17 protein-coding genes are annotated in these 17,913 nt (G+C 62.2%); 4 read left to right on the top strand and 13 right to left on the bottom strand.

The window, feature by feature from the left end; genetic code table 11:
* Positions 1–3 precede the first annotated feature (3 nt).
* The gene (locus ACCD05_RS05180) at positions 4–534 is read left to right on the top strand and encodes a gamma carbonic anhydrase family protein (RefSeq protein ID WP_413391453.1); all 531 of its coding nucleotides are present in this window, start codon (positions 4–6) and stop codon (positions 532–534) included.
* On the opposite strand, the gene ACCD05_RS05175 is transcribed toward ACCD05_RS05180, so the two are convergent.
* From ACCD05_RS05175 to ACCD05_RS05165, 3 genes are read right to left on the bottom strand one after another with little or no spacing between them, the layout of a single operon-like run.
* Positions 535–933, bottom strand: a complete 399-nt coding sequence (locus ACCD05_RS05175) for a Fur family transcriptional regulator (protein WP_037178690.1) — start codon at positions 931–933, stop codon at positions 535–537.
* Positions 930–1,814 (bottom strand): iron chelate uptake ABC transporter family permease subunit, encoded by an 885-nt coding sequence (locus ACCD05_RS05170; protein ID WP_413391639.1) that lies wholly within the window; start codon positions 1,812–1,814, stop codon positions 930–932. Before ACCD05_RS05170 ends, ACCD05_RS05175 begins: the two co-directional genes overlap by 4 nt.
* Positions 1,741–2,697, bottom strand: coding sequence for an ATP-binding cassette domain-containing protein (locus ACCD05_RS05165; RefSeq protein WP_413391451.1), 957 nt, complete (start codon positions 2,695–2,697; stop codon positions 1,741–1,743). The genes ACCD05_RS05170 and ACCD05_RS05165 overlap by 74 nt, the downstream gene beginning before the upstream one ends.
* Positions 2,698–2,798: 101 nt before the next feature.
* Between ACCD05_RS05165 and ACCD05_RS05160 the strand changes: the two genes are divergently transcribed.
* The 3 genes from ACCD05_RS05160 to ACCD05_RS05150 all read left to right on the top strand — a co-directional run bounded on the left by ACCD05_RS05160 (position 2,799) and on the right by ACCD05_RS05150 (position 5,326).
* A complete protein-coding gene (locus tag ACCD05_RS05160) occupies positions 2,799–3,857 on the top strand; it encodes a zinc ABC transporter substrate-binding protein (RefSeq protein WP_413391449.1) in 1,059 nt (352 codons plus the stop codon).
* 93 nt (positions 3,858–3,950) lie between these two features.
* Positions 3,951–5,156 (top strand): GTP-binding protein, encoded by a 1,206-nt coding sequence (locus ACCD05_RS05155; RefSeq protein WP_413391447.1) that lies wholly within the window; start codon positions 3,951–3,953, stop codon positions 5,154–5,156.
* Positions 5,153–5,326 carry a hypothetical protein gene (locus tag ACCD05_RS05150; protein WP_413391445.1) on the top strand — a complete coding sequence of 58 codons (174 nt, stop codon included), beginning with the start codon at positions 5,153–5,155 and terminating at the stop codon, positions 5,324–5,326. Before ACCD05_RS05155 ends, ACCD05_RS05150 begins: the two co-directional genes overlap by 4 nt.
* Positions 5,327–5,373: 47 nt before the next feature.
* On the opposite strand, the gene ACCD05_RS05145 is transcribed toward ACCD05_RS05150, so the two are convergent.
* The 10 genes from ACCD05_RS05145 to ACCD05_RS05100 form a co-directional block, all read right to left on the bottom strand.
* A complete protein-coding gene (locus ACCD05_RS05145) occupies positions 5,374–5,691 on the bottom strand; it encodes an RcnB family protein (RefSeq protein ID WP_047512368.1) in 318 nt (105 codons plus the stop codon).
* Between the two features lie 159 nt (positions 5,692–5,850).
* A complete protein-coding gene (locus ACCD05_RS05140) occupies positions 5,851–7,464 on the bottom strand; it encodes a glycoside hydrolase family 43 protein (protein ID WP_413391443.1) in 1,614 nt (537 codons plus the stop codon).
* Positions 7,465–7,692: 228 nt separating this feature from the next.
* Positions 7,693–8,724 carry an L-glyceraldehyde 3-phosphate reductase gene (mgrA, locus tag ACCD05_RS05135; protein ID WP_413391441.1) on the bottom strand — a complete coding sequence of 344 codons (1,032 nt, stop codon included), beginning with the start codon at positions 8,722–8,724 and terminating at the stop codon, positions 7,693–7,695.
* A 107-nt stretch (positions 8,725–8,831) separates the two neighbouring features.
* Positions 8,832–9,965, bottom strand: coding sequence for a Gfo/Idh/MocA family protein (locus ACCD05_RS05130; RefSeq protein ID WP_047512374.1), 1,134 nt, complete (start codon positions 9,963–9,965; stop codon positions 8,832–8,834).
* Between the two features lie 8 nt (positions 9,966–9,973).
* A complete protein-coding gene (locus ACCD05_RS05125; RefSeq protein WP_413391439.1) occupies positions 9,974–10,735 on the bottom strand; it encodes a sugar phosphate isomerase/epimerase family protein in 762 nt (253 codons plus the stop codon).
* 41 nt (positions 10,736–10,776) lie between these two features.
* Entirely contained in the window at positions 10,777–13,242 is a 2,466-nt protein-coding gene (locus ACCD05_RS05120; RefSeq protein WP_413391437.1) for a glycosyl hydrolase 2 galactose-binding domain-containing protein, read from the bottom strand.
* Between the two features lie 114 nt (positions 13,243–13,356).
* Positions 13,357–14,442 (bottom strand): ABC transporter ATP-binding protein, encoded by a 1,086-nt coding sequence (locus tag ACCD05_RS05115; RefSeq protein WP_018900635.1) that lies wholly within the window; start codon positions 14,440–14,442, stop codon positions 13,357–13,359.
* Positions 14,443–14,445: 3 nt separating this feature from the next.
* Entirely contained in the window at positions 14,446–15,372 is a 927-nt protein-coding gene (locus ACCD05_RS05110) for a carbohydrate ABC transporter permease (RefSeq protein ID WP_047512438.1), read from the bottom strand.
* Between the two features lie 4 nt (positions 15,373–15,376).
* Entirely contained in the window at positions 15,377–16,282 is a 906-nt protein-coding gene (locus ACCD05_RS05105) for a carbohydrate ABC transporter permease (RefSeq protein ID WP_018900637.1), read from the bottom strand.
* A 220-nt stretch (positions 16,283–16,502) separates the two neighbouring features.
* Entirely contained in the window at positions 16,503–17,738 is a 1,236-nt protein-coding gene (locus tag ACCD05_RS05100) for an ABC transporter substrate-binding protein (protein WP_047512382.1), read from the bottom strand.
* Between the last annotated feature and the right edge of the window lie 175 nt (positions 17,739–17,913).

The raw sequence follows: 17,913 nt of genomic DNA, 5'->3' as shown, positions 1-17,913 counted from the left end.
ACCATGCCGATCTATGCGCTCTCAGGCCACGAACCGGATCTGCCGCCATCAGGCACATACTGGATCGCGCCCGATGCGCATGTGATCGGCAAGGTCACGCTCGGCATCGATGTCGGCGTCTGGTTCGGCGCGGTGCTGCGCGGCGACAACGAGCCGATTACGGTCGGCGCGGCGACCAATATCCAGGAAGGCGCCATGCTGCACACCGATCCCGGCCATCCCGTCACGATCGGCGAAGGCTGCACCATCGGCCATCATGCGATTGTCCACGGCTGCGTGATCGGAAACAATTCGCTTGTTGGTATGGGCGCCACGGTGCTGAACGGCGCGAAGATCGGCAACAACTGCCTCGTCGGCGCCAATGCGCTGGTGACGGAAGGCAAGGAATTCCCCGACAATTCCCTGATCGTCGGCTCCCCCGCCCGCGCCATCCGCACCCTCGACGACAAGGCGATCGAAGGCCTCAAGCGCTCGGCGGAAAAATACGTCGGGAACTGGCAGCGGTTTGCGCGAGATTTGAAGAGGCTCGACTAGTTACGCCGCACACGCCTCGCAAAGCCCGCGGATCTCGATCGTCGTCTTCTCGGCCTTGAACTTCTTGCCCCGCGTCCAGTCCATCAATCGATGGTCGACCTCGTGGTCGTGGAATTCCATCACCTGGCCGCAACTTTCGCAGATGGCGAAGGCGACGATGCCGTGGCTGTGGCAGTTCTCGCCGGGGTGTGCGCAGGCGACGAAGGAGTTGATGCTCTCGAGCCGGTGCACGACGCCGTATTCGAGCAACTTCTCCAGCGCCCGGTAGACCTGCAGCGGCGCGCGAAAGCCGTGGTCGCGCAGCTTGTCGAGAATGGTGTAGGCGCTGAGCGGGCCATCGGCCTTTTCGAGAACGTCGAAGACAAGCGCCTGGTTCTTGGTCAGTGCGGGTGCGCTCATGAGCCTTGTCCTTCCGTGGCGGCCTGGCCCCGCCCGAATTTGGGCAGCAGGCTGAGAATGAAGAGAATGAGGGCCGCAACCACGATCGAGGGGCCCGACGGCGTGTCGTAGGTGAGCGAACCGAACAGCCCGCCGACCACGGCAACCGCCCCGATCAGCGAGGCGAGGACCGCCATGATCTCGGGCGTCGACGAAAAGCGCCGGGCAGCGGCAGCCGGGATGATCAGCAGTGAGGTGATCAGCATGATGCCGACGATCTTCATGGCAATCGCGATGACGACGGCCATCAGCAGCATGAAGAACAGCCGTGCCCGCTCCGGCTTCAAGCCCTCGGCCTCGGCCAATTCGGGATTGACGGTCGAGGCAAGCAGCGGCCGCCACAGCCATGCGATCGCCGCTAGCACCAGAATGCCGCCGCCCCAGATGAAGGCGATATCGGCCTTTGACACGGCGAGAATATCGCCGAACAGGAAGGCGATCAGGTCGATGCGCACCCACGTCATGAAGGCGACCATGACCAGCCCGATCGCCAGCGTCGCATGCGAGAGAATGCCGAGTAGCGCATCGGCCGACAGCGCCTGCCGCTTCTGCAGCAACAGCAGCAGGATCGAGACGGCGGCCGCCACGACGAAGACCGAGAGCGTCAGGTTGAACTGCATGAGCAGCGACAGCGCGACGCCAAGCAGCGCCGAATGCGAGATCGTATCGCCGAAATAGGCCATGCGCCGCCAGATGATGAAGCAGCCGAGCGGCCCCGTGGTCAGCGCCAGGCCGACGCCGGCGATGATGGCGCGAACGAAGAAATCGTCAAACATGGCGCTCTCCCGCCGGATGCTTGTGCCCGTGCCCTTCATCGGCCGTATGATGGTGGGCGTGGTCATGGCCAGCATGCCCGTGGTCATGATGCGCATGATCATGAGAGTGCCCGGAATGACCATGAGAGCCATGATCATGGCCGTGGTGGTGGCCATCGTCAGGGTGGCAATGGTCCGTCACCGAGCCATCCGCATGCAGCACGCGGCCATCGGGGAGATGCGTATGATCGTGATCGTGACTGTAGACGGCAAGCGACTGCGCCGCGCGGCTGCCGAACAGGCGCACATATTCGGCACTCTGCGTCACCGCCTGTGGCGTGCCCCGGCAGCAGACATGGCCGTTGAGGCAGATCACGGTATCGGTCGCCGCCATGACGACATGCAGGTCGTGCGAAATCAGCAGGATGCCGCATCCCGTCGTGTTGCGGATCGTCTTGATCAGCTCGTAGATGGCAATCTCGCCGGAGAAATCGACGCCCTGCACCGGCTCGTCGAGCACAAGCAGATCCGGCTTGCGGGCAATGGCGCGGGCCATCAGCGCCCGCTGGAATTCGCCGCCGGAGAGATGCTGCACCTCGGCATTGATCATGTGCGAGAGACCGACGGCATCCAGCGCCTCGTTCATGTCACTGGCCGAAAGCGGCCCCGTCAGCGTCATCAGCCGGCGCACCGTCAGCGGCAGCGTCCAGTCGATGGCGAGCTTCTGCGGGACATAGCCAACCTTCAGGCCGGACGCGCGCGTCACCTTGCCCTCGTCCGCCTTCATCACCCCGATCGCGGTCTTCACCGTCGTCGATTTGCCGGAGCCATTCGGGCCGATCAGCGTCACGATCTCGCCACGCGAGACGGAAAAATCGACGCCGCGAACCAGCCAGCGGCCGTTTCTGCGGACACCGACATTGGAAAGCGAAACGAGCGGCCTCGCCTCGGAATTTGCGGGTAATGGCATCATTTTTCCGAAAGTGCTGTTGCGCCCTGCTATCGCACACGTTATAGCATAACGCAATTGATGTAATAACATTACCTATGCAATTCAAGCGGAGCATGCACATGAAACTCGCGACCGGCCTTTCCCTGGCGCTACAAGGCCTCGCACTCCCGGCCCTCCTCCTCGCCGGCACGGCCCACGGCGCGGACGCCCCCGTCGTCGTCACCTCGATCAAGCCGGTGCACTCGCTGGTCTCCGCCATCATGCAGGGCGTCGGCACGCCAGAACTGATCGTCGATGGCGCCGCCTCTCCGCACACCTATTCGATGAAGCCCTCCAACGCCAAGGCGCTGCAGGATGCCAAGGTGGTCTTCTGGGTCGGCCCCGGCATGGAAGCCTTCCTGGAAAAGCCGTTGGAAGCGCTCGGAGAGGATGCCAGCGTCGCCGAGCTAGACAAGGCGCCAGGCCTGACCAAGCGCAAGTTCCGCGAAGGCGGCGCCTTCGAAGCCCATGACGATGGCGACCATGATGGCGATGCGCACGAGGCAGGCCACGACCATGCCGAAGAGGCCGGTGGCCACGATCACGCCAAGGAAGCGGCCGGTCATGATCACGATCACGCCGCCGAGGCACATGACGATCACGACCACGGCCACGGCGCCTTCGACACCCATCTCTGGCTCGACCCCGTAAATGCCAAGGCCATGGCCGCCGAGATCACCACCACGCTGGTGGCCGCCGACCCCGCCAACGCCCTTGCCTACCAGGCCAATGCCGAGGCGCTGAACGCCAAGCTCGACGCGCTCGACAAGGAAATCTCCGGCATCGTGTCACCGGTCAAGGACAAACCCTTCATCGTCTTCCACGACGCCTACCAGTATTTCGAAAACCGTTACAAGGTGCGCGTCGCCGGCTCGATCACCGTCAGCCCGGAAACCATCCCCGGCGCCGAGCGGATCGCCGAGATCCACAAGAAGGTGGCGGACCTCGGTGCAACCTGCGTCTTCGCCGAACCGCAGTTCCAGCCGCGCCTCGTCGATGTCGTGCTCGAGGGCACCAAGGCCAAGGCCGGCGTGCTCGATCCCGAAGCCGCAACGCTTGATGCCGGCCCGGATCTCTATTTCAAGCTGATGCGCGGGATCGCCAATAATCTCAAGGACTGCCTGTCACGCGAAAGCTGATACCAGCCCCACCGCATATCGAAAAAGGCGGGCACATGGTCCGCCTTTTTCATGCCTATCAATGTAATATTATAACATTAACTGGAGATCGCAATGAACAGGAAACTGCCGGTCACGGTCCTCTCCGGCTTCCTCGGCGCCGGCAAGACGACGCTTTTGAACCACATACTGGCGAACCGCGATGGCCTGCGCGTCGCCGTCATCGTCAACGACATGAGCGAGGTCAACATCGACGCCGCGCTGGTGCGCGATGGCGGCGCTAACCTGTCGCGCACGGATGAGGAATTGGTCGAGATGACCAATGGCTGCATCTGCTGCACGCTGCGCGACGACCTCCTGAAGGAAGTCCGCCAACTGGCGGAACAGGACCGTTTCGACTACTTGCTGATCGAATCCACGGGTATAGCCGAGCCCTTGCCTGTCGCCACCACCTTCGAGTTCCGCGACGAGGACGGCCTGAGCCTATCCGATGTCGCCGAACTCGATACCATGGTCACAGTGGTCGACGCCGCCGGCCTGCTCGCCGATTACGCCTCCACCGATTTCCTCGGCGACCGTGGCGAGACGGCCGGCGACGGCGACAACCGCACTGTGATTGACTTGCTGGTCGAACAGATCGAATTCGCAGACGTCGTGATCCTCAACAAGGTCGGCACAGCCACCGCCGAACAGCTGCATGCCGCCCGCCAGATCGTCGTCGGCCTGAACCCGGATGCCCGGCTGATCGAGGCCGATTTCGGCAAGGTCCGGCCGCAGGAGGTGCTCGGCACCGGCCTGTTCGACATCGACAAGGCCGAGACCCACCCGCTCTGGTACAAGGAAATGCACGGCTTCAACGACCATGTGCCGGAAACCGAGGAATATGGCATCCGCTCCTTCGTCTATCGCGAAAAGCGTCCCTTCGATCCGACGAAACTGCAGCGCTTCTTCGACACCGCCTGGCCGGGCGTGGTCCGCGCCAAGGGCTTCTTCTGGCTCGCCACCCGGCCGCATCATGTCGGCGAGGTCAGCCAGGCCGGCGCCATCCTGCGCACAAGCCGCATGGGTACATGGTGGTCGGCGGTGCCTCGCGAGCGTTGGCCGACCGATCCGCGCTTCATGACCGCAATCGGACCCTATCTGCACCCCGTCTGGGGCGACCGCCGCCAGGAAATCGTCTTCATCGGCGCCGACCCGATGGACGAAGCCTGGATCCGCACGCGTCTCGACGCATGTCTTGTCCGCGCCGAGGACTTCACACCGGACAAATGGCGCGACATGCCCGATCCCTTCGCCCGCTGGGGAGATCAGGCCGCATGAAGGCGCAAGCGATCAGGAGATATCAATGCGTCTGCGAGGAATGCGACCCGCTGCCGCCGATCGAGGGGCTGGCAGTGCCACCCGAGACAGAAGAGCGCAAGCCGGTCACCGGCGTTCTCAGCAAATTGGCGGCGCGGCTGGGGCGCAATGCGCCCGAAAGACAGACATGAAAAAGGGCGGCCGAAGCCGCCCTTTCCACACAAGTCACGTCGAACGATCAGCGACCGACGACGATGTTCGAGATCACATTGCTCGCAATGCTGATCATCAGGTAATCGTTGTTGACCTGCACCCAGCGATAGCCGCGCGGCGGAGGCGCCAGACGGTAGCGGCGGTAGTCGCGCACTTCGCGCATGTTGCGGCGCTCGGCGGGGCTCATGCGATGGCCGCGGCTCCACTTGTACTTGGTGACATGCACGTCGCGCTCGACGACGACGGGACGGCGATGGTGTTCCTGCGCGCTTGCACCCGTCGCGGCAACCAGCGGCGCGGCCAGGAAAGAAGCGGAGAGAAGAACGGCAAACATCTTTTTCATTGGGGTTTCCTCGTGTTGAACACGCCCCGAACCTAGACCTGAAATGATGAACCGAAACTGAAAGTTAAATTAAACTTCAGTAATAAAAACACATGCTTGAAAGCATATATTAAATTAGAAAATGTGACATCACCCAGCGCGAGGTGATGTCACTCTCTTTCACAGCTCGTCGTAATTGAACCAGTCGAAATCGGCCGTCTTCGCGCGCCCCGACGTATCGAAGGCAAAGACGCCGGCGAATGCGCCGGTAAACGAGCCATGCTCACCGCGCCCGCCTTCGTCGGAAACCACGCCGGCGTCGAGCAAAGGACCGATCGCCCGCCACGCGCCCATGCCCTCTGTCTGCCAGAAGAACTGCAGCTCGTTGTCGCGGATTTCCATGGCAAGCTGAACACGGCCGCTGGCGGGAAGCGCCTCGCCGCTGCCGGCGGGAAAGCTCAGCCGCCCGTTCGGATAGTCGCCGTCGCAGGAGAGGATCGTCACGCAGCGTCCAAGCTTCTCGTGCAGCGTGACGGCAACCGCGTGGAACTTGTGCCTGTTGTAATAGTGCGTCAGCCCCTCCACTTGCTGGTAGGTGTCGGGATCGAATTCGACGACCGTCTCGGCCCGGAAGCTGTGATGCTCCTGCCGCCGCGCCACCAGCGCCTGCTCGAACCACGAGCCGATGCTCTCACGAGCGATCAGCCTGAGATGACCGGGCCGATCCGTGAGGTTGAAGATCCGCTCCGGCTTCGGCGTGCGCAGCCACTGGAAATCATCGGGCAGCGTACCGCCATCGAAGCCGTATTCGCTGCGCATCGGCTTCTCGGCCTGCACAGCACCACCAAGTCCCGACACGGTGACATCAGGGACCGTGGTGCCGTTCTCGAGATAGAGCCAGCCATCATCCTTCCAGACGCATTTCTGCAGGCTGGTTTCGCGCCCGAGCGTGCAACGCCGCTTCGGAGGCATCGGCCGGCCGCAGAGGTGCGTATGATAGACCTGGCCGTCGGGCGTTTGGACATACTGCCCATGCCCTGCCCGCTGCAGAATGGCTTCCGGGTGGTCCTTCGAGGTGATGAGGTGCTTGTTCGGGTGCATCTCGTAGGGACCGGCGACGTCGCGCGACCGCGCCATCGTCACCGCGTGGTCGTAACCGGTGCCGCCCTCGGCGGTGGTCAGATAGTAATAGCCGTTCCGCTTGAAGAGATGCGGCCCCTCGACCAGCCCGAGCGAGCTGCCGGCGAAGATGTTCCGGATTGGGCCCTTCAGCGATTTCGTCTCCGCATCCCACTCCTGCAGCAGGATACCGTCGAAGGCGGGAGACTTCGGCGCGCCGCCAAAGCTCTCGGTGCGGTGGTTCCACTGCATGTTCAGGAACCACTTGCGGCCATCATCGTCATGAAACAGCGACGGGTCGAAGCCCGACGAGTTCACATAGATCGGCTCCGACCACTCGCCCGCGATCGTTGGCGAGGTCACGATGTAATTATGCGCATCCTTGAAGTTGCCGTCGAAGCGCTTGACGTCGGTATAGACGAGCCAGAACAGCCCGTCGGCATAAGAGAGACACGGCGCCCAGATACCGCAGCTGTCAGGGTTGCCGCGCATGTCGAGCTGCGACGCCCGCTCCAGCGGCCGCCGTACCAGCGTCCAGTTCACCAGATCGCGCGAGTGATGGATCTGCACACCAGGATACCACTCGAAGGTCGAGGTCGCGATATAGTAATCCTCGCCGACACGACAGATCGACGGGTCCGGATTGAAACCCGGCAGGATTGGATTGCGGATCATCAGGGCCACCTCCTCCGAATGGCGATTTTGGGCGATAGCGCACCGCCCTCATCCCTGTGCTCGTCACAGGGATCCAGCCAGCCCAAGTCCTTGGGCTGAAAAGACATTTCTTACCGCGCAGACGCGCGGTTGCTGGATTCCTGTGACATCGCCCGGGCGAAGCCTGGGCACAGGAATGAGGGAAAAATAGAGGGCGGCGCCAGCAAGAAGCGAGCGCCACCCAAAACCCTACTCCCGTTCGGCCGACTTCGCCCAGAGATTGATGTCCGCCTCGCGGGCGTAACCATCGATCTCCTTGAGCTCCTCGGCGGTGAATTCCAGATTGTCGAGCGCCTTGACGCAGTCGACGATCTGCGACGAGCGGCTGGCGCCGATCAGCGCGGAGGTCACGCGGTCGCCGCGCAGCACCCAGGCGATCGCCATCTGCGCCAGCGTCTGGCCGCGACGTTCAGCGATCTCGTTGAGCTTGCGGATGTTGTCGATGATCTGAGGGCGGATGAAGTCCTTCTTCAGGAAGTGGTTCTGCGCCGCGCGGCTGTCCTGAGGGATGCCGCCGAGATATTTCGTGGTCAGCATGCCCTGCGCAAGCGGCGAGAACACGATCGAGCCCATGCCGACCTCGTCGAGCGTGTCGAGCAGCTTGTCGTCCTCGACCCAGCGGTTGAGCATGGAATAGCTCGGCTGGTGGATCAGGCACGGCGTGCCGAGATCCTTGAGGATGGCGGCGGCTTCGCGGGTGCGCTGCGCGTTGTAGGACGAAATGCCGACATAGAGCGCGCGGCCGGAGCGGACGATGTGGTCGAGCGCGCCACAGGTCTCTTCCAGCGGTGTATCGGGGTCGAAGCGGTGCGAATAGAAGATGTCGACATAGTCGAGACCCATGCGCTTCAGGCTCTGGTCGCAGGAGGCGATCAGGTACTTGCGGCTGCCCCACTCGCCGTAGGGACCCGGCCACATGTCGTAACCGGCCTTGGACGAAATGATCAGTTCGTCGCGCAGGCCGGCAAATTCGGTGCGCATGATCTCGCCGAAGGCGGTCTCGGCGCTGCCGGGAGGCGGGCCGTAATTGTTGGCGAGGTCGAAATGGGTGATGCCGAGATCGAAGGCCGTGCGGCACATGTCGATCTTGCGGTCATGCGGCGTATCGCCGCCGAAATTGTGCCAGAGGCCGAGCGAAACGGCCGGCAGCTTCAGGCCGGAACGGCCCGTGCGGTTGTACTTCATTTTCGAATAGCGGTCGGAAGCCGGTTGCCAGCTCATATGTCCTCATCCCTCGTATATAGAAACGGCGCGGGTTCGTCGCCCGCGCCGGACCATAGACCTTTAGGCACGCACATCAAGAGCGCCCATTGTTTCTGAAGTGCCAATCACTTCAGAAGAGCCTGCGCCTCTTCGATGCCGAGTGCGGCCGGCTGCGTGCAGGTCGTCGTAAGCTCGATAAAGCGGCCTTCCTCGCCGGACTTCAGGATCGAGGTCATGACGTCGACGCCATGCAGCGTGCGATCGAGCGAGCAACGCGCATCGCGTCCCTCGATGATCGCCATCGCCATGTCGGCGAGACCAGCCGTACGATAGTTGGCGCGCGGTCCCTGCGGGCTCTCCTGGTTGGAGATGCCGAAGGGGTGCTCCCAGCCATCGAGCGGCTTGATGTCCTTGTCGCGACCACTTGCCTCGACCACGCCGCCGAAGAAGTTCGGATCGGGCACGTAGAGCGAACCCTCGGTGCCGTAGAGCTCCATGTTGGCATGGCGGTGAGACCAGACATCCCAGCTCGCGGTCAGCGTGACCGTCGCGCCGTTGACGAATTCCAGGATCGCCTGGATCGTCGTCGGCGTCTTCACCGGGATCGTCTCGCCATTGCGCGGCTCGCTGGTGATCGTGCGGGTCGGAGACGCCATCGAGGTCATCGCGCCCACACGCTTCACCGGACCGATCAGGTTGATCAGGTTGGCGATGTAGTAGGGGCCGAGATCGAGGATCGGGCCGCCGCCGGGCAGGAAGAAGAAGTCCGGGTTCGGATGCCACATCTCCATGCCGGGGCTCATGACATAGCACGCGCCAGAGGTCACACGGCCGATGCCGCCCTCGTCGATATACTTGCGGGCAAGCTGATGCGCGCCGCCGAGGAAGGTGTCGGGCGCGCAACCGACGGAGAGGTTCTTCTCCTTGGCGATGCGGCGCAGCTCCTCACCCTGCTCGAGGGTGAGAACCAGCGGCTTTTCCGAATAAACGTGCTTGCCGGAAAGCAGGATCGCCTTCGACACCGGGAAGTGCGCGTCCGGGATGGTGAGGTTGACGACGACGTCAACCTCCTCATTGGTGAGCAGGTCCTCGATCGTCTGCGCCTTGACGCCATATTCGGCGGCACGGGCTTCGGCGGCCTGCATGTTGAGGTCGGCGCAGGCGACGACCTTGAGGCCCTTGAACAGCGGGGCCAGCGAAAAATAGGTGGTGGAGATGTTGCCGCATCCGATGATGCCGACGCCAAGTTCCTTGGTCATGATGGTCCTCAGTAGGTCTTGAAGGATGCGATCGAGCGGGTGATCAGGCGATCGATATCGGCAGGATTGTCATGCTCGACGACGTAGTGCTTGGTCTTGGTGCCCTTCAGCGCCGCGACGAGCTTCGACCAATCAAGCGTGCCGTGGCCGACATCGGCCCAGCCGTCTTCGTTCTTGTTCTCGCCAGCTGGCGCGATGTCCTTGACGTGCGCCGAGGTGATGCGCGAGCCCAGCTTCTCGATCCATGCGAAGGGATCCGCACCGCCGCGAACGACCCAGGCGATATCCGCTTCCCAGGAAATATCAGGCGCGCCTTCGAAGATGCGCTCGATCGGCAGCGAGCCGTCGGAAAGCTTCACGAATTCGAAGTCGTGATTGTGCCAGCCGAACTCGTAGCCTGCATCCTTGTAGGGCTTGCTCATTTCCTGCAGGCGCTTGCCGAATGCCAGCCAACCCGCGCCATCAGTCGGACGCTCGTCGGCAGCCAGATGCGGCGCATAGATAGAATCCATGCCGAGGATCTTGGCAATGTTCAGAGACTTCTGCACTTCGCCGTCGAGAAAATCGGGGCTGAAGTGACCGCTCGCCATCGTGAGGCCGTTCTTGTCGAGTTCGGCGCGCAGGCCCTTGAGGCCGGCATCGTCGAGATCGGCATAGATGCCGCCGAAGCCTTCGACTTCCTGATAGCCGGCCTTGCCGAGCTTTTCGAAGATCGCCGAATAGGGCTGGAAATTGCGGGCGCTATAAAGCTGGAAACTCAGTTTCGTCATAATATCCTCCTCGGGCCTCGTGCCCATTCATTTAATCAGGATCAATCCACGGACTGACAGGATTGCAGGTCGTAGAAACGGAAGTCCGGCAGGGCGCCGCCCTTAAGCGGTGTGGCCGGGGTGAAGGTGATGCGGCGCGTCTCGCCCGCCGCCAGATCGAAGGCATTGTCGGAATATTTGCCGTCGGTCTCGGTTTCGATCATCACGAAGAGCGCAAGTCCCTTGGCGGTGACGTTGAGGCAAACGGAGCCGTCCTCCTCGACATATTCGTGCGTTACCATCAGGCCCGCCGGTTCGAGCTCCAGCGCCTTGTAGGTGCCGTGCACATAGTGCCCCTCGCCGCCCATGCCGTTCGACGCCGTGAAGCGCCAGGCAAGCAGCGTGCCCGAGGGGATCTCCGAAACGTCGATGCTGGCAGCCGTCACCGCCGCGTCAGGCGTGCAGACCGCCTGCACATCCCTGAGGTGCTTGCGCTCGCCCTTCATGTCGATGATCGAGATCGACAGGTCGACGCTGACGTCATCGAGCGTGTCGTTGACCAGCGAGAAGCGGATCTGCTTGCCGTCGTCGGATGGAATGGCGGCGACAGCGACCGGCTGGAAGAAGCGCTTGACCAGATAGTGCATCGCCTTCCAGCGACCGCCGTAATCGAGGCTCGACCACGAGGCCACCGGCCAGGTGTCGTTGAGCTGCCAATAGATCGTGCCCATGCAATGCGGCTTCAGCGACCGCCAGTATTCCACCGCCGTTTTGATCGCGAGACCCTGCTGGATCTGGCTGAGATAGACGAAGTTCGGAAAATCCTTCGGGAAGCGGAAGTAGCGGAACATCGTGCCGGCGATGCGCTCGTTGCCGCCGGCGTTCTTCTGGTGCAGCTCCATGACCGGAGACGCGACGTTCATGTCCTTGGCCTCGGCATAGGTCTTGATAACCGGCAGCGAGGTATATGACTGGAAGCCGAATTCCGAGCAGAAGCGCGGGCGAACGGAACGGTAATTGTCGAACGACTTGTTCTCGTGCCAGACAGACCAGTAGTGCATGTCGCCGGAGCCATCGGCATGCCAGGCATCGCCGAAATCGAGATAGCCGGACGCCGGGCTCGACGGCCACCAGATCGCATCCGGCGCAGCCTTCTTCATCGCCTGCTCGATCACCCGGTTGAGGCGGTCGTAGGAGACGAGATAGCGGTCGCGGTCCTTGCGCGATTCCTCGAACCAGGTGAGCGCGCCCACCAGCTCGTTATCGCCGCACCAGAGCGCGATCGACGGATGCGAGTTCAGGCGGCGAACCTGGTAGTCGACCTCGAGCGCGACATTGTCGAGAAAATCCTCGGTCGAGGGATAGAGGTTGCAGGCGAACATGAAATCCTGCCAGACCATGAGGCCAAGCCGGTCGCAGAGATCGTAGAAATGATCATGCTCGTAGAACCCGCCGCCCCAGACGCGGATCATGTTCATGTTGGCGGACTTGGCCGATTGCAGCAGGTCCTCGGTCTTCTCGGGCGACGACAGCGAAAACAGCGCGTCGGCCGGGATCCAGTTGGCGCCGCGGCAGAATATCTCGCGGCCATTCACCTTCAGCGCGAAACGGGCGCCGGCAGCGTCCGGCGTGGTGATGAGCTCGACGGTGCGAAGGCCGATCCGCTTGGTGACCGCATCGGAAGGCAGATCGACGGTCAGCGCATAGAGCGCCTGCTCGCCGCTTCCCGCCGGCCACCAGAGGCGCGGCTTGTCGATCTCGAAGACGTGGTTGACGACAGTCTCGCCCGCGCCGACGCCGACATCGAGGCGCACCCGCTCGCCATCGAGCGAGAAATGCACGGGAACGATGCCTGGGTTCTTGGAGAACAGCGTCGCGGTCACCTTGAGATCGACGGAGCCGTCGAGATTGTGCACCTGCTGCGTCGTCACATGCTCGATGCGGGCCGTGTCGAGACGGCGCAGCGCGATCGTGCCGTAAAGCCCGAGCGGCGCGATCGCGATGTTCCAGTCCCAGCCGAAATGGCACTGCGGCTTGCGCAGCATGTTGCCGTTGGGGATCGGCGAATTGCCGGTCGAATAGGGAATGTAGAAGGGTTGCTTGCCCTGCCGGTCCGCCCCCGCCGCGATACTCGAATGCAGCACGATGCGGATGACGTTCTCGCCCGATTTCAGATGGCTGCTGACATCCGGCCGGTAGCGGCGGAAGCTGTTGTCGGCGACGAGCGCCGGCGAGCCATTGATGAAGACGGCGGCCACCGTGTCGAGATAATCGATATCGAGATACCAGTCGCCATCGGGCTCCGCCACCGTGAAGCTTCGCTCGATCGACCAGTCGCGATGCGCCACCCACTGCACGACCTCTTCGTTGCGGCCGAAATATGGATCGGGGATGAGCTTGGCGGCATGAAGGGCCGAATGCACGTCGCCGGGAAGCGTGATCGGCGCGGTGATTTCACCATCCGTGGAGGTGAGCTTCCACGAACCTGAGAGGTCGAGGTTGAACCCGTTGGTGGGCAAGGATGTCATAGCACTGTCCGATCAGGCCGCTCTTGGGAAAACCCGTCACCGGGCTGCGACCGAATGTGGTATTGGAAGAACGGGCGGAACCGCTTGGGACGGCCCCGCCCGCAGCGTAGTCGTCTAGAGGCGCAGTTCCGTCTCGGCGTCGAAGATCGACGCCAGCGACATGTCGAAGCCGAGCTTGACCTGAGAACCCGGGCTGAAGCGGCGGGCGCCGTTGATGCGCACCGACATGGTGTGCCCGGCATGCTTCAGCCAGAGCAGGTTGTCGGCGCCCATCGGCTCCTCGATATCGACGGTCGCGTCGTGGACCTCGGCGCCGAGGTTCTCGTTGACCTTGATATGCTCCGGCCGCACGCCGAGTGTCACCTTCCGGCCCGCCTGCAGCGGCCCGCTCGCCTCATAGGCATCGACGTTGAAATCGACACCATTGGCAGTGAACACGGTGGCATCGCCCCGCTTGGCGATCTCGCCGCGCAGGAAGTTCATCGACGGAGAGCCGATAAAGCCGGCAACGAACAGGCTGCGCGGCTTGTTGTAGATCGTCGTCGGATCGGCAAGCTGCTGGATCTCGCCGTTCTTCATGATCGCGATGCGGTCGGCGAGCGTCAGCGCCTCGATCTGGTCGTGCGTGACGTAGATCATCGTGTTCTTCAGCGACTGGTGCAGCCGCTTGATCTCGACGCGCAGTTCCGAACGCAGCTTGGCGTCGAGGTTGGAGAGCGGCTCGTCGAACAGGAACACGTCGACATCGCGCACCAACGCACGACCGATCGCCACGCGCTGCCGCTGGCCACCGGAAAGCTCCGCCGGCTTGCGCTTCAGCAGCGGCTGGATCTGCAGTATCTCAGAAGCGCGGGCGACGCGCTTGTCGATATCGGATTGTGGGATCTTGGCGACCTGCAGGCCGAAGGAGAGGTTCTTCTCCACCGTCATCTGCGGATAGAGCGCGTAGGACTGGAACACCATGCCGATGCCGCGGTCCTTGGGCTCTTCCCAGGTGACGTTGCGGCCCTTGATGTGGATCTGGCCCTCGCTGATGTCGAGCAGGCCGGCGATGCAGTTGAGCAGGGTCGACTTGCCGCAGCCGGACGAGCCGAGCAGCACCAGGAACTCGCCGTCATTGATCTCGAGGTTCAGATCCTTGAGCACGCTGACGGCGCCGAAGTTTAGCGAAAGGTCTTTGATGGAAACGCTTGAATTCATGGATCAGCCTTTCACTGCGCCGGCGGCGATACCGCGGACGAACAGACGTCCAGACACGAAATACACGATGAGCGGCACCAGACCCGTGAGGATGGTTGCGGCCATGTTGACGTTGTATTCCTTCACGCCCTGGACGGAATTGACGATGTTGTTGAGCTGCACGGTCATCGGATAGTATTCCGGCCGGGTGAAGACGACGCCGAACAGGAAGTCGTTCCAGATGCCGGTGACCTGCAGGATCATGGCGACGACGAAGATCGGCAGCGACATCGGCACCATGATCTTCAGGAAGATCTGCCAGAAACCGGCGCCATCGACGCGGGCGGCCTTGAAAAGCTCCTGCGGCAGCGATGCGAAATAGTTGCGGAAGAGCAGCGTCAGGATCGGCATGCCGAAGATCGAATGCACGATGATCAGGCCCGTGAGCGTGCCGTAGATCCCCATTTCACGCAGCACGATGACGATCGGGTAGATCATCACCTGGTAGGGAATGAACGCGCCGATGACGAGGATCGAGAAGAACAGTTCCGATCCCTTGAAGCGCCAGTTGGCGAGCGCATAGCCGTTGACCGAGGCAATCGCGATCGAGACGATCACGGATGGAACGGTGATCCGCACCGAATTCCAGAAGCCGCGCGAGAGACCGTCGCAGTTGAGGCCTGTGCAGGCCGTGGCCCAGGCTTTGACCCACGGCTCGAAGGTGATTTCCATTGGCGGCGAGAAGATGTTGCCCATGCGGATTTCGGGCATCCCCTTCAGCGACGTCACGATCATCACGTAAAGCGGCAGCAGATAATAGGCGGCGGCGACGAACAGCGTGCCGTAGAGCATGATGTTGCGCGGCGAGAGTACTCGCTTCGGCTTCTTGCCGTTCGGTCCGTCGAAGGACTTGACCGGTGCCAGTGCGACCTCGGCCGTCTTGAGAGCGATGGTATCAGGCACGTTTACGCCCTCCCCCGAATTCCAGATAAGCCCATGGAATGATGATGATCGCGACCGTGATCAGCATCATGGTCGAGGCGGCGAAGCCCTGCCCCAGGTTCTGCGCCTGGAACATGTAGTCATAGACATACTTGGCCGGCACTTCCGATGAGATTCCGGGTCCACCGGATGTCTGCGCCACCACGAGGTCGTAGACCTTGACGATACCCGACGCGATGATGACCAGCGTGGTGATGAAGACGGGACGCATCATCGGGATGACGATGAAGAGATAGGTCTTCCACATCGGAATGCCGTCGACGCGCGAAGCCTTCCAGATGTCCTCGTCGATCCCGCGCAGGCCGGCGAGCATCAGGCACATGACGAGGCCCGTTCCCTGCCAGAGTGCTGCGATCAGCACGCCGTAGATCACGATGCTCGGCGTATAGAGCGGGTCGAAGGTAAAGCTCGTCCAGCCGAGCGAACGCACCACCGACTGCACGCCGAACTCGGGATTGAGGACCCACTGCCACACGAGGCCGGTGACGATGAAGGACAGAGCGAAGGGATAGAGAAAGATCGTCCGGAACGCATTCTCGAACCGGATCTTCTGATCCATCAGGGCAGCCAGCGTGAAGCCGATCACCAGGCTGAAGATCAGGGAAAAAATGCCGTAAAGGGCGAGGTTCTCGATGGACACGATCCATCGCGGCGCGGCCCAGAGCCGCTTGTATTGGTCGAAACCAACGAAGCTCATCCTTGGCAGGAGCTTCGAGTTGGTGAAGGAATAGAACACCGTCCAGACCGTACCGCCGAGAAAGATGACCAGGGCGGTAAGGATCATCGGGATGGATGCAATTTTGGAATTCAGATTGCGCAGCAACTGATTTGGCCGGCCGGCTTTCGCTGGACCCGTCATTGTGTTTCCTCCTGACACGCACTTGCTTTTTTGACCGAGAGCAGCGGCCGATGCCGGACACCGCTCCCGTCTCTTGCCCCCGGATGGTCCCGGCCGCATCGTCTGCGGCCGGAACTCATCGGGAAAGCACTGCCGCGAACCCGCCGCCACTGGCGATTAGGGCAAATCCGGCTCCCCGTTCCTGGGCGGAAAACCGGATCGCGGCAGCACGAGCAGACGATCAGTCGGCGGAGCCGATGATTTCGGCGAAGCGCTTCTGTGCGTCTTCAGGCGTCATCGAGGCATTGGCGAAGAACTCCGAGAAGAGGTCTTCCTTCTGCTTCTGGCTGTCGGCCGAAAGCAGCTGGTCGGTGCCTTCGACGATGTTGCCCTTCTTCAGGATCTCAAGACCCTTCTTCATGCAGTCGTTGGCAGCCTCGAGATCGACGTCACCGCGAACCGGCAGCGAGCCCTTCTTGAGGTTGAAGGCGACCTGGGTCTTCGGATCGAGCAGCGTCTTGGCGAGAACGTCCTGCGCCTTCGACTTTGCTTCATCCTTGAGCAGCGGGAAGTAGAAGGCATCACCACCGGTGGAGATGATTTCGTTCACGCCGAGGCCCGGAAGGCAGGTGTAGTCGGTACCGGCCTTCTGGCCAGCGAGAGCGAATTCGCCCTGCGCCCAGTCACCCATGATCTGGCCGCCGGCCTTGCCGGTGATGACCAGATTGGTTGCCTGGTTCCAATCCTGGACGTTGCTGCCCTTGGACATCTTGCGGGCGTCGTCGGCAGCCTTGAACACCTTGGCGATCTCGGGACCGGCAGCCACGTCGGCGTCCTTGTCCTTGAATACCTTGTTGAACGTGTCCTTGCCGGCGATCGCCACCATCAGCGTATCGAAGGCGCCGGCTGCCTGCCACGGCTGACCGCCGACGGCGAGCGGCACGATGCCGGCCTTTTCGAGCGCCGGAGCGGCTGCGACGAATTCATCCCAGTTCTTCGGCACGTCAACGCCGGCCTTCTTGAAGGCGGCATTCGAGAGCCACAGCCACTGCCAGGAATGGATGTTGACGGGTGCGCAATAGATCTTGCCGTCGATCGTGCAGCTGTCGAGCAGGCTTGCAGGACGAATGATGTCCTTCCAGTGCTCGGCGGTCGCGACATCGGTCAGGTCGCGCATCAGGCCGGCTTGAACGAGTTCTTCCGCCTGACGGCCGTGGTTGAACTGGGTGGCGCCCATCGGATCGCCGCCGGTGATTCGGCTGACCATGATAGGACGCGCCGTGCCGCCGGAACCGGCGATGGCACCGTCAACCCACTTGTTGCCGGTCGCGTCGAATGCCTTGGCGAGTTCGGCCACGGCAGCGGCTTCGCCGCCCGAGGTCCACCAATGCGTGACTTCGAGATCGGTGGCGTGTGCCGCACCAAGCGGCAAGGCGACGGATGCGCACAGCGCTGCCGCCATCAAACGAATATTCATGAGTTCTCCTCCCTCACTGAAACGTTGCCGGAAAAACTTAAGCCAATCGATATTGCCGCGCAACAGCCACCCCTTAAAATTTTCTTTTCGGGTGTTCTTTGCTACCATTGCCTGCTGAAACGGCACCGTCGCCGCAAGGCTGCACAAGCGATCAGCAAACCGATGTGCACCTGCA

It is taken from the genome of Rhizobium sp. Rhizsp42, from assembly GCF_047304155.1.
Classification (GTDB): Bacteria; Pseudomonadota; Alphaproteobacteria; order Rhizobiales; family Rhizobiaceae; genus Rhizobium.
This window is presented reverse-complemented; position numbering and strand designations above follow the sequence as displayed.